This window comes from Stieleria sp. (genome assembly GCF_041595215.1).
In the GTDB taxonomy this organism is placed as follows: Bacteria; Planctomycetota; Planctomycetia; order Pirellulales; family Pirellulaceae; genus Stieleria; species Stieleria magnilauensis.
Window position 1 is genome coordinate 1 of sequence record NZ_JBFHKV010000110.1, and the last position, 12,631, is coordinate 12,631.

The 12,631-nt window shown below is 58.7% G+C and carries 8 protein-coding genes; 3 read left to right on the forward strand and 5 right to left on the reverse strand.

The features are described 5' to 3' along the window. Positions 1-334: 334 nt before the first annotated feature. Entirely contained in the window at positions 335-1,228 is an 894-nt protein-coding gene (locus ABX749_RS06665) for a phosphatidylserine decarboxylase (protein ID WP_372895284.1), read from the forward strand. 285 nt (positions 1,229-1,513) lie between these two features. Then, a complete protein-coding gene (locus ABX749_RS06670; RefSeq protein WP_372895285.1) occupies positions 1,514-2,698 on the forward strand; it encodes a serine hydrolase domain-containing protein in 1,185 nt (394 codons plus the stop codon). A 93-nt stretch (positions 2,699-2,791) separates the two neighbouring features. Here ABX749_RS06670 and ABX749_RS06675 read toward each other — a convergent pair whose 3' ends face one another. From ABX749_RS06675 to ABX749_RS06695, 5 genes are all read right to left on the reverse strand, one after another. Beyond that, a complete protein-coding gene (locus tag ABX749_RS06675) occupies positions 2,792-3,445 on the reverse strand; it encodes a hypothetical protein (protein WP_372895286.1) in 654 nt (217 codons plus the stop codon). Positions 3,446-4,201: 756 nt separating this feature from the next. Continuing rightward, positions 4,202-5,383, reverse strand: coding sequence for a BON domain-containing protein (locus tag ABX749_RS06680; RefSeq protein WP_372895287.1), 1,182 nt, complete (start codon positions 5,381-5,383; stop codon positions 4,202-4,204). A gap of 215 nt (positions 5,384-5,598) precedes the next feature. After that, complete coding sequence (trpA, locus tag ABX749_RS06685; protein ID WP_372895288.1) at positions 5,599-6,414, reverse strand: tryptophan synthase subunit alpha; 816 nt, start codon at positions 6,412-6,414, stop codon at positions 5,599-5,601. Positions 6,415-6,492: 78 nt separating this feature from the next. Next, positions 6,493-7,836: a hypothetical protein gene (locus ABX749_RS06690; protein ID WP_372895289.1), complete on the reverse strand. Its 1,344-nt coding sequence runs from the start codon at positions 7,834-7,836 to the stop codon at positions 6,493-6,495. Between the two features lie 110 nt (positions 7,837-7,946). Continuing rightward, positions 7,947-10,718, reverse strand: a complete 2,772-nt coding sequence (locus ABX749_RS06695; RefSeq protein WP_372895290.1) for an SdrD B-like domain-containing protein — start codon at positions 10,716-10,718, stop codon at positions 7,947-7,949. A 615-nt stretch (positions 10,719-11,333) separates the two neighbouring features. Here ABX749_RS06695 and gpmI point away from each other — a divergent pair. Further along, a partial coding sequence (gene gpmI / locus ABX749_RS06700; RefSeq protein WP_372895291.1) for a 2,3-bisphosphoglycerate-independent phosphoglycerate mutase occupies positions 11,334-12,631 on the forward strand: 1,298 nt, incomplete at its 3' end.

A 12,631-nucleotide genomic window follows, 5' to 3' on the forward strand; every position in this document is an offset into this window, starting at 1 on the left:
AGACGGTGATCCAGGGGCGAAGATTCATATTCGGACAGTGAATGGTGGAGGAAAGGATTGGACAAACCGAGACGGATTCTCATCATACACCGAGTCACCAGGCGCTCTCGCCAAAGTCGATCCGGCATGTCAATCTATACCAGTCCGCACGCGGCGTCAGCCAGTGCCGCTGCTTGGGTACTGACGGTGTTAGCGGAACGGCGCGAGCCGTCCGGTATCAGCTTGAAAGACCGGAGGGCTCGCGCCCTTCCGCTAACAAGCCCTCCCGTTTGTTGTCAAAGTGGATGGCACGCCCCACACCCACATCCCCCTCCTCGTCTCCCACACTCCGTCCATGGATGAAATCGTCTATCACGACCGTTACCGCGACGAGTCATGCGTCGAAAAAGTCTACGGCGACAAGGCGCTTCGTTGGACGTATGGGACGTGGGGCGGAAAACTCGCCCTGGCCGCGATGGTGAAACGGGCTTGGTTTTCCCGCTGGTATGGCTGGCGGATGGACCAACCGAAAACCCGCGAGAAAATCAAACCCTTCATCGAGGAGTTTGGACTCGACGCGAGCGAGTTTGCCCGCAACCCGGACGAATTCGCCAACTTCAACGAGTTCTTCTTTCGCAAGCTGAACCCGTCGGCCAGACCGATCGATCCCGATCCCTCGACCCTCGTCTTCCCCGCCGACGGACGACACCTCTGCGTGCCCGATCTGTCACGTTGCGAGGGGTTGTTCGTCAAGGGCCAGATGTTCGATTTGGCGACGCTGCTGCGTGATCCCGAACTGACGCGTCGATATTCCCAGGGAAGCTTGCTGCTGTCTCGGCTATGCCCGGTCGACTATCACCGTTTTCACTTTCCCGCCGCCGGACGCCCCGGACCGGCACGCTTGATCAACGGACCGCTCTACTCGGTCAATCCGATCGCGTTGTGTCAAAACATTCACATCCTGGCGACCAACAAACGTGAGATCACGATTCTAGAAACCGAAACGCTCGGTAACGTCTTGCTGTTGGAGATCGGTGCTACCTGCGTCGGCGGAATCTGCCAGACCTATCGCCCGGGCGACCCGGTTTCCAAAGGGGATGAAAAGGGCTATTTCCGATTCGGCGGTTCATCGACCATCGTCATTTTCGAGCCCGGTCGCATCGTGTTTGATGACGATTTACAGCAACACTCCGCCGACCAGCGTGAGTTGTACGCCCGCATGGGTGATTCGATGGGCAAAATCGCCTGACGCTTCGAAAACAAGACCCACCGATCGCAGCGCGAAGCCACCGATGACGGGGTGCCCAAAATCCGTGGGTTCGCGCTGCTATCCGTGGGCTCAATGGTCATTGCAACACTCTACAAGTGGCAGGCGGTCCCTGTTCCGCTCGACAAAATCCAACCCGAAGATTCAACGCTGACACAGCGCAAGGTCAGCGTTCGCGGGAACTTGACGCGTGACAAAGGGGTTACAATACCGGACCGCAAGGAGGTCCCTGATGTGAGTTCTTCCCCACCTGCTAAGAGTCTTTCAATGATTCGCCTGCTATCGTCCTGTTGCATTGCCCTGATTCTGACCGTTGCGACCACGGCATCTGGCCAGGAAGCAACGGCACCGAAAAAGACGGCCCCCACGCCGCCGCCCGTGATCGACCCGATCAATGCGGCCATGCAAACCTTCGTCGAGCAAGGGAAAATCTCCGGCGCAGTGACCTTGGTCGGCCACCGCGGCAAGATCGTGCATTTGGGCGCGGTCGGGTTGGCCGACATCGAAACACAAAAGGAGATGCGTCCGTTCACGATGTTTTCGATCGCTTCGATGACCAAGCCGATCACCGCGACCGCAATCATGATCTTGCAGGACGAAGGCAAGCTCAGTGTGGACGACAAGGTCAGCAAGTACATCCCGGCCTACAAGGATCTGAAGCTGAAAGACGGGTCGGCACCGAGCCGTGAGATCACGATCCGCGACGCCATCACGCACACCTCGGGACTGGCCGGCGATCAACTGTTCGATGGATCACTCGCAGAGGCGGTCGATCAACTGGCCGAGCGACCGCTGGCGTTTGAGCCCGGCACGAAGTGGCAGTACAGTCCGGGGTTGAACGTCGCCGGACGGATCGTTGAAATCGTCTCGGGTCAGTCGTTTCAAGCATTCCTGCAAGAGCGAATCTTTGAACCCGGCACGATGACGTCCACCACGTTCTTTCCTGACGAGAAACAACAGCGTCGCATCGCAACGTTGTATGGCCCGGGTGAAGAGGGACAGTCGCTGCAGGCGGTTGCCAATCGCATTTCGAATCCGGCCGAGGTGAAAGCGCCCAATCCGTCGGGCGGTCTGTTTGCAACCGCTCGCGACATGTTCCGGTTCTATCAAATGGTGTTGAACCGGGGGAAATTCCGCAAGCAGCAGGTCGTCTCCGAAGACGCGGTGACGCAGATGACGTCACCGCAGACCGGCGATTTGGAAACCGGGTTCACGCCCGGCAATTGCTGGGGGTTGGGCTGGTGCATCGTCCGCGAACCACAAGGCGTGACCGAGATGTTGTCTCCGGGAACGTTCGGGCATGGCGGGGCATTTGGAACCCAAGGCTGGGTCGATCCCAAGACACAAACCATTTACGTGTTGATGATTCAGCGGACCAAAATGGGCAACAGCGATGGGTCGGACATTCGCAAGGCGTTCCAACAGGCGGCCAGCGAATCGCTGGGGCTGTAGGTCCGCGGTGATTCGGCATTAAAAAAAGGCGGCTCTGCGTGGATCACGCAAAGCCGCCTTTTTAGTGGTGAAGCGGAACGCTTGTTAACGCGGCTAGAGCGCCGGAGTGGTGTAGGGTTCGACGTCGCCAACCATGTGGAAGTGGTTGTGGTCGATGTAGACGACTTCGACGGCTTCTTGATCGTGCAGCGTGTGCGGCACGGGGTAGCCGATCGTGGTCTTCTCTTCGAAGTAGATCGTGCACTTGTAGTGTGCGTGGTGCAGTTGGGCGGGGCCGATCAGCGGATAGAATCGAGGCGGATCGACGTAATCGGCGATCTTCTCTTTGATGATCCGCACGTCGTTGCGTTGCTTTTCATACAGCAACGGAATGCCGCCTTGGACGGGACGTGCACTTTCCAGTGCATGCATCACTTCGTCGTCACTGGGGGGATCGAGCGCGACCGGGGCGCCACCAGAGGTGGTCGGGCCGAGGATCGGCACCTTGTCGTAACGCTCTTTCTTCCAGAATTCTTCTTCCGCCTTATGTTGATAATAAGGGCTTACCGGGATCGGAAATCCCAAGAACCCGAGGTTGTAGTTCGTGCCGACGCCCCAGCAACCCGTCGTCCCGACGGCGACACACGCCATCGTAACCAGGGTGACTTTGCGTGCGAGAGACGAAAGGGCATGGCTGCCTTTCGTGGCCGATTCCAGACGGTCTGCCTGGGCGGCGTGTTTTGTTTGACTGTTCGTCGTGTTGGTCATCCGAGCAACCTTCCCTGGTGTTCGATAACAAGACCGCGCGTCGGAGCACGGTTAGGTTCCGCTTGTACAGACAGTTATCGTGTGAACTTATACGGATCTTGCGGGTAATTCAGGAGTTTTAGCGAATCGCCGAGCTGTCGGCTGTTTCACGACAGCGGATGTTCCACACCAAACCGCTCGTGCTTTGTCAGATGGAAAAGCGACTTACCCAAAAATGCCCCGCTTCTTCCCCGATCTGTTGGAGTTGCGTTGGCCGAGCGAATCAGAGGGCAGGCTGTCACTCAATCCCGCTAAGTTAAGCGTTGCTTCCTTGTGCTGGGGCCCGTGGCTCGCGCCAAACGGCTGATATTCAATTGATGTCAGCCGGTTCGCGCCAGCGCGAGCGGCCTGTCCATTTGTCTAAACTTAGCGGGATTGGGCTGTCACTTGCGGAGCGATGAAACGATGACTGGGCCCACCGATCGCAGCGCGAACCCACGGATTTCTCGCACCCTGTCATTGGTGGGTTCGCGCTGCCATCGGTGGGTATTGTTTTCGATTGTTACCCCGGGTGAACGTGCTGGAGTGCTTTGTCACGATTGAATCGGAGGGTTGACGCCGCAGCGGAAGCCGCCAACGCTGTCTGCGGATCGCCATCGGAGCCATCGTGTTTTCTGTTCGCGTTTCAATAAAAAAAGCCGCGAGGGACAAATGAGTCCCTCGCGGCAGCGATTTCCAGAACTGTGGCTGGAGTCACCTTCGCCTACCGAGTTCGCCTTAGCGATCGGTGAAGTCCAGGAACCACCATCCGTCATCCCATTCCAGTGACACCTTACGCCATCCCATCGGGACTTGAGGGTAAGGATAGAAGGGACCGATGTAGGGCCACGCCGAGGGGCTGTACTGCTGAGGGTAAGTCAGGGCAGCATAGTTCGGGTAGGATGCGTAACCTGGCCAAGCGTAGTTGGGCAGATTGGGAGCGTCGTAGCGTGGAGCTCCGACGCCAGCACCATGATTCATCGCAACAGGAGTGCCTTGCATCGGCATCCCCATCGCGGGGGAACCCATGACCGGAGTCGCGGCTTGGGCGACCGGAACGGGCTGATTCATGTGGTAGGGCGAAGCCATCGCGGGCACTTGGTCCACGTTGACTGGCGCCATCCGATTGCTTGCCAGTTGAGCTGGCACGCCGGTGGGGCGGCTGAGTGCCGGTGCGGGCTGACCGATCACGGTGATCGCTTGGTCGATCCCTTGAACACCGGGTGCGGATTCAGCAATGCTGATGATCCGTTGGCGTTGCTCGGCCGATCCGGCTCGGCCTTCGATCGAGACGATTCCATCAAGGCATTTGACATCGACGCCAAATCCCTTCAGTCGTCCGTCTTTTTGGGCGGCACTGAGAGCCTGGACGACGCCGGCAACGACTTGTTGGTCGCTCAATCCGGCGGGTGCAGCCAGCTCGACCGCGGCCGTGGTTTGAACTTGTCCGGGGGCGATTTCCAAAGCAGCAACGCTTTGGGGTGCGTCCGCGATGATCGGCTCAAACGCCACTTCAGGTTTGGTTTCGGCGGGTTGCTGCAGACCGGCCGTCAGCATGTTGCGGAGCGACTGATCGCTCGTTGCAGCTGCCGGCTCAACCGGTTGCGGCTCCGTCGCCTTCTCTGCTGCTTTCGCAGCCTTGACGGCGACTTCGTCGACGACCTTTTCGATCCCTTCAACGCCTTCGGCCGCTGACAGGACGAGCTGCTTTTGTTCGCTCTCGCTGACACTGCCGCGGAACAGGACGACGCCCTGGTCTACTTTCATGTCAAGCGTAAAGTCTTTGAGGGCACCGGAGTCACGGCTGCCCTTCAAACGGGTCATGATTTCTTCGGCAATCTCTCTGTCGCCGCCAAAGGCCGAAGCGGGGCCCAACGCGGTGATCGCAGCGATCGCCAATCCTAGATACTTTCGTCGCATGGGAAATGCCTCCTACAGTTCCAAATCGCTCCGGCCGGTGACGTTGCAAGAGCCGCCCGCGACGTTCGCGGGACTCTTTATCACGGGTGGCACAACGCCTACGGAAAATCCGTGTGGGACCGGTGTTGCTGTAGATTTCGGCGGTTCCGCCTGCTATCAGGTAGGTTTTTTCGGATTTTGCCGTCGAATCAAGCGTGCGAAGCCGTAAAGATTACCTAGCTTGCCGCAGAGGTCACCGAATCAATCGCCGATCGCAGCTCGGCAACAAATTTGGCGACCGCATCGCGTGCCTCGGCGGCGTCGGCATGCTCTGCAATCCGTCGGACAATCGCCGAACCGACGATCAGCCCGTCGGCGACCGGAGCCAGCTTGGCCGCGATTTCCGTGCCGCTGATCCCGAATCCGATGCAAATCGGCAGCTCCGTCTGGCCCCGCAACCAGCTCACGCTCTCCAATAGATCCGCCGGAAGCTCATTTCGCTCGCCCGTGATTCCGGTCACCGACACATAGTACAGAAAGCCCGACGAGGAATTCGCGATTTCAATCTGACGCTGCCGCGGCGTCGTCGGCGTGACCAGTTGAATCAAACTGAAATCTTCGTCACGACAGATCTGTGACAGTTCGCCGGCCTCCTCGACCAACAGATCCGGCACGATGGCGCCGGCGTACCCCGCCGCTTTGGCCCGTTGGACGTATTCCCGCAGCCCCACCCGATAAATAATCGCGTAGCTGACCATCGTCACCAGCGGCATGCCCAGCCCGGCGGCCTTGTCCTTGCCCAATTCAAAGGCGTCCTGCAACCGGAATTTGTGATCGAGCGCCCGCTGATAGGAGGCTTGGATCACCGGGCCGTCGGCAATCGGATCGCTGTACGGAATCCCGATCTCGCATAAATCCGCACCCGCGGCGGCCAAACCGTCCAAAATGGTCCCGGTCGCCTCGATGCTCGGATCACCCGCCGTGATAAATGGCATCAATGCCTTTCGTTGTTCGGATTTCAAACGGCTAAAGAGGTCGTCGATGGCGGACATTTCGAGGCGTCAACGGGATGGATAGGAAAATGGAATGGCAGAGAGTGTGGAAAGGGTACTCAAAACAACGGGCGCGGTTTAGACCCCCGAGCCAATCCGACCGGCCGCCACTTCGGATTCGATCGCCGCAGCCAACATCAACATCTGCAGCAATTGGCCCAGAGAATGGGTGTCGATCACCGGCAGGCGGATCAGATTCTGCCGTACGCCTAATGTCTCAAGCTGTCGCCGGATCACGGGCAGCTCGTCGCGGTGCAACTGAGGCAGGGCCGACGAATCATCCAGACCGGTGACCGAACCGGTCGGCGCGATGGGAAGCGGATCGGTACGAATGGCGTCGACGACGACATGGTTGCAAACGATCGAATCACCCGTCCGATGCCCGTGTTCGAGTTGCCCCAGCAAGTCGCTCCGGGCAAAATCCGTTGCCAAATCAATGGGCTCTCGGTCCCCCCGACGTTCGCACCGGTGCAACGTTTGTCGCCACCGGTCCAGCCCAGCGAGACTGCGTGCCCACCAGGCAAACACCCGTGACGGCTCGATCGACGACGTCAAACCGTCCGGTCCGACCAGGCCGTTGGCGGCCAAAAAACGCAAGACGAGATTTGTCTCGAATGGGTCGCTGCGAAAGTTCGCGTTGACCGCCGCGGCCCCGACGAGCAGTTGGATGCAATCGAGTCCCAGAAATGCCGATGGCAGCAATCCCAACGGAGTGAACACACCCAACCCGCCGGTTAGGTTGCGCGACACTTGCAGCCGTTCGCCGCAGCCGGGGGAACACTTTAAAATCTCGGCGGCAAATCCGGCGTCTCCGATCGGCGTGACCAGCCGCGACCTCAGCGCCGAATCAAGCTCCTCGCCGGCGATCCTGTTTCGGTGCAGCAGATGCTGAAGCACCGGCCGATCATGGACCGGTTCCGCGTTACCGGCGGCGATCAACGCCCACCTGTTCTCCGCGGCGCTGTCGCCGTATCCGCCGACGGCCAGCCGGTTGAGCAACGATTGCAGCTGATCATTATCCAGCTCGTCGTCGACAAAGTAGATCCGTGGTTTGCTGCCGCGGGCCGCTCGATCGAGTTCATTGTGATACGGATCGCAGCACGCCTGGAATAACGCTTCGCCGCCGGCAACATCGCCGACGGATCCGACGACGACCAATGCGTCAATGAAATCGTGCGTCTGGTTGGCAATTCGAAAGACATGTCCCAGTTCACTCGCCTCGCGATACTTCTCATACGCCAACAACTGTTGTTCCGGCAACGAAAAGAACGTCTGCGTTTCTGGCAATCGCGGTGTCAGCGCTTCGGCGTCATCGAAATCGATGGCCTGCGAGTCGACAAACGTGTCGCGGACGCGTTGCAGTGCGGCGATCAACGGCCCAGATGGCGTTTCTTGGTCGGTTTCGAATCGCAGCAGCGGCATTGGCGGGAGGGTTTACAAAAGCAACAACAAAAAGAAAACGCCATCGAAGGTAAAGGCCTCCGATGGCGTGAATGTCGTTCTTTTGCACGATCAATGCAATGAGCGATCGATCAGAATTGCGCCAGCAACTCGTCGAGTGCACGCAATGACTCTTCGTCGTCGCTATCCGAACCCGAATCGGACGAGATGCCATTCAGGGCGGAAGCGGCTCGAAGCTGGTCAGCGGCGAGCAGATCCAAATCCGACGTCGCCGGTCGTGCCGCGGCGGAACTGGACGCTGAGATGTTTGCCGAGGACTCAGCCGAAGCGGCAAGTGTGGCACCGTCCCAATCGCCCGTCAAAGGCGTCCATCCGGCATCACCAGCGGGACCGAATGCGAACAGGTAATCGGACGCACCGGATCGGAACGTGTCGATCAAGTGGAAGATCGAATCATCGGGCTGATACAGACCAATTGTGTCGATCTTGTCGCCGTTCCAGTCACCCACCAAGGGCGTCCAGCCCACGTTGCCCGAGGCGCCGAAGGCCACATAGATATCCGATGCACCGCCGGCGAACGAGTTGGACAGATGGAAGAGCGACAAGTCGGGCTGATACAAACCGATCGTATCGGTTCCATCTCCGTTCCAGTCACCGGCCAGCGGAGTCCAGCCGGCGTCACCGGACGGTCCGAAGAAGGCGTAGATGTCGGACGAACCCGATCCGAAGGAATTCTTCAGGTGGAACAGAGAGATGTCGGGTTGATAAAGCCCGATCGTGTCAACGCCGTCCCCGTCCCAGTCGCCAGCCAGCGGGATCCATCCGGCATTCCCGGACGGGCCAAAGGCGAACAGTTGATCCGACGTACCTTGGCCCAGCGAGTTGACCAGGTGGAACATCGAGGTGGAGGGTTGATACAGACCCACGGTGTCGGTTCCATCGCCGTCCCAGTCGCCGGCCAGTGGAATCCACCCGGCGTCATTGTCCGGTCCGAAGAGGGTGTAGTCGACCGAAGCGCCCGTGGCCAATTCACTGTTCAGGTGGAACAGTGAAATATCGCCCTGGTACAAGCCGACCGTGTCCATCTTGACCAGATCGTTCGCGGAAACGATGACGCCCGCGTCGATGTTGATCAGGTTGGTTTCGCTGCTAAAGTCCAGCACTGCCGTGGCACCCGTATTCGGGTCGATGTCGCTATCGATCGAAACGTCGCCGCCGGCCATCAAGGGGGAGAATTGGTCAAGGGAATCCAGCCCGTCGATGCGTACCCGGTAATCACCGCCGCTCAGGTTGTAGAAGGAGTAATGCCCATTGGCATCAACTTCCATCGACGCGACTTCGGTGTCACCATCGAGCAGCACAGCCGTTACGCCGGTCAGTGCGACATCGCCGTCTTCACGCACCCCATCGCCATCGACATCGACGAACACGCGGCCGGAGACACTTTGCTTGCTCGGATCAGGGAAGTCCGCCGAAACAACGTTGGATTGGGTGAAGGATGTTTGGAACGACTCATCAAACGCACTGCCCGAGACGTTACCGCTGACGTCCACCGACAACGTGCCGCTCAATTCGCCGCTGCCGAAGTCCAACGCGGAGTTCAAAATCGCGTTGAATTCTGCGTTCGTCACCGTAATGCCGCCCACGGTTGCCGAGAACGTTCCATTGATGTGATTGGGTGAGATGCTGTTGATCTGCAGCGTCATCGGGTTCGAATCGGATACGACTTCGATGTCGCCCGATTCCGCCGACGCTTCGAAGGTGCCGTTAACGTTTTGGCCATTGACCTGTCCATCCAAGCCACCGTTGCTGGTGATGGTGACGTTGGTCAGGCTGATGTCGCTGGCGTCATCCAGTTTCGGATCCAGAATGGTGACATCGAATCGCAGCACCACGTCACCGTCGACTTCCAGTCCGTTGGAAAGATCCGAGAACGGGATCGTGACATCGATGGGGATCAATCCGCTGCGGGCGTTATAGTCCACCGCGGCACGAACGCCGGCATCGATATTGAGCAGGTTGGTGTTGCTGGAAAAGTCCAGCGATGCGGTCGTCCCGGTCGTGGGATCGATGTTGCTATCCAGCGTGCCGTCGGCGCCGACCATCACCGGCGAAAATTCTTGCTCGGCTCCCAAGCCGTCGATGCGGATTTTGAAATCACCGCTGCCGAGGTTGTAGAACGAATAGAATCCGTCGGCATCGACGTTGACCGAGTCGATTTCCGTGTTACCGTCGAGCAACACCGCCGTCACATCGTCGACGGCGAGGTCGGTTTCGCTGCGGACTCCATCACCGTCGGCATCCAGGAAGACACGGCCCGAAACACTCTTCAGACTCGGGTCGGGGAAATCCGCCGTCACGACGTTGGATTGTGAAATCGTGACTTCAAAGCTCTCGTCGATCGCGCTGCCGGACACGTTACCGGAAAGGTTGATGTCCAAGGTGCCGTTGAGCCCACCGCTGCTCAGGTCCAGATCCGAATCTAAAATCGCCTGGATGATACCGGCCTGCCAAGCTTCGCTTCCGATCGTCGCGTCGATGGAACCACCGAGATGGTCAGGAGCCACGCTGTTGATTTGCAGAATCGAGGCGCCGCCACTGGCAAGGATTTCCAAGGCGTCGTTGTTAGCCGAGGCGGAGTAACTTCCTGAAACGTTTTCGTTGTTGACTTGCCCGCTCAGCTGAGCGTTGCTGGTCACTTCGAAGTTCGTCAGATTCACATCATCTGGAGAATCCAGATGCGGATCAAGCACGACGGCGTTGAACTTGATCACCGCGTCGCCATCGATGTTCAGCCCGTTGGAGCTATCCTGGATCGGGATCGTGGCGTTGACCGGGATCAAGCCCGCCGCCAACAGGTTTCGCTTTTCAAGACTTTCTATCCGGTTGAATCTACGTTTCATTTTTGGGTTCCTCGGTGCTTTTCATCGTGGGGGGAGGTGGCGATCGGAGAGCGACGCGGAAAGACGGAGTCAGTCGCCGTGCGCTGGTCGATTGCCGACAGTCGCCGACTCCATCAACGGAGCCGGTCTTGAAGGATTTGGATGATTCAGCAATTGGCTGCTTCAGCCGACCGAGGCCCGAACGCAAGTGATGTGCCAGAAGAGGGACTTGGGCTTCGCGTCCGCCGCGGAACACCCGCGGGGTGCCGTCCGCGGATGTCCGGAATATCACGGTAAAACCAGCTGTGCCGGCAACGTTTTCGGTTCTCAGAAAATTCTTCCGGTCAGAAAATTGCATGGTCAGAAAAATCATTCATGCGACTGACCCGATCCCCGACGGAAGTGTTGCAATGGCCGATTCTGGATCAACGTGTTTCGTCGCTGACCGCCCTGAAGTCGTTCCAGCCGGGTATCGGATTCCCTTTCGAAGAAGCGATCGACAGTGCATGGATTGATGCCTGGCCCACTTTGGAGGACGCCCCGTCTGGGCTAACATTCTCCTTATTCGCTGCCGAGAATCGCCGGCAGGTTGGCAACCCAGCCCCTTTAGATCCACGCCTTATCGACTCCAGAACCATGACCGAAGTCCGCCGAAAACCCGTCGTTTTGATTGTTCGTGATGGATGGGGCGAGAACCCGTACCCCGAGTGGGACAAGGCCAATGCCGTCGTTCAGGGTAAAATTCCTGTCTCCGACGCGCTGATGGAAACCTATCCCAACGTGTTGATCAAGACATCCGGCGAAGACGTCGGGCTGCCCGCCGGCGTGATGGGCAACAGCGAAGTCGGCCACCAAAACATCGGTGCCGGACGGATCGTGGATCAAGAAGTGATGCGAATCACCCGTTCGATCCGCGAAGGCGAATTCTTCAAGAACGACGTGCTGCTGGGGACGCTCGAGCACATCCGCAAGACCGGCGGCAAACTGCACATTTTGGGGCTGATGTCCGACGGTCGCGTCCACAGCGATTTGGATCACGCACTGGCCGTCGTCGACTTGTACAAAGACAGCGGGCTGCCGGCGGACCGGTTGGTCGTGCATGCGATCACCGACGGTCGCGACACCTCGCCCAACGGTGGCTTGGGCTACGTGCAAAAAGTCCAAGACAAACTCGATGCCGCCGGTGTGGGCCGAGTCGGAACCGTCGTCGGCCGCTTCTATGCAATGGACCGCGACCTGCGATGGGATCGCGTCCAAAAAGCCTACGATGCCTTGACCAAGGGGGCTCAGCGCACCGCCACGTCAGCGGCAGAGGCGATTCAGGCGTACTACGACAACCCCACCGAATCGAGTCGCAGCGGGGATGAGTTCATCGAAGCGACGTCGATCGTGCCCGATGGCGGTTCGGCCGCGACCATCGGCGACGGTGATGCGGTGGTGTTCATCAACTATCGCGGTGACCGAACCCGTGAAATCACCAAAGCGTTTGTGTACGACGAGCAACAATGGGCGGACATTCCCGGCGGCGGTTTTGATCGCGGTGCCAAGATCAACGATCTGTACTACGCCACCATGACGGGGTACGAAACCGGATTGCCCGTCGAAGTCATTTTCGAAAAGCCTCCCAAGATGCCCAACATCCTTGGCCAGTACGTCAGCGAGAAAGGGCTCAATCAGTTCCGCTGTGCCGAGACGGAAAAGTACCCCCACGTCACGTTCTTCTTCAACGATTACCGCGACACCCCGTTCCCCGGCCAAAACCAGGAAATGGCTCAATCGCCTCGCGACGTCTCGACCTATGACCAGAAACCCGAGATGTCGGCGGCGGAGGTCACCCAATACGTACTCGATGAAATCAAGTCCGGCCGCAGTGAACTGATCATCGTCAATTTTGCCAACGGTGACATGGTCGGTCACACCGGAGTCTTAGCCGC

Excerpts from the sequence above, each read along its gene's own strand:
- ABX749_RS06695 (WP_372895290.1), bottom strand. The coding sequence starts at position 10,718 with ATGAAACGTAGATTCAACCGGATAGAAAGTCTTGAAAAGCGAAACCTG.
- ABX749_RS06670 (WP_372895285.1), top strand. The coding sequence starts at position 1,514 with ATGATTCGCCTGCTATCGTCCTGTTGCATTGCCCTGATTCTGACCGTT.
- ABX749_RS06680 (WP_372895287.1), bottom strand. The coding sequence starts at position 5,383 with ATGCGACGAAAGTATCTAGGATTGGCGATCGCTGCGATCACCGCGTTG.
- ABX749_RS06665 (WP_372895284.1), top strand. The coding sequence starts at position 335 with ATGGATGAAATCGTCTATCACGACCGTTACCGCGACGAGTCATGCGTC.
- ABX749_RS06690 (WP_372895289.1), bottom strand. The coding sequence starts at position 7,836 with ATGCCGCTGCTGCGATTCGAAACCGACCAAGAAACGCCATCTGGGCCG.
- trpA (WP_372895288.1), bottom strand. The coding sequence starts at position 6,414 with ATGTCCGCCATCGACGACCTCTTTAGCCGTTTGAAATCCGAACAACGA.
- ABX749_RS06675 (WP_372895286.1), bottom strand. The coding sequence starts at position 3,445 with ATGACCAACACGACGAACAGTCAAACAAAACACGCCGCCCAGGCAGAC.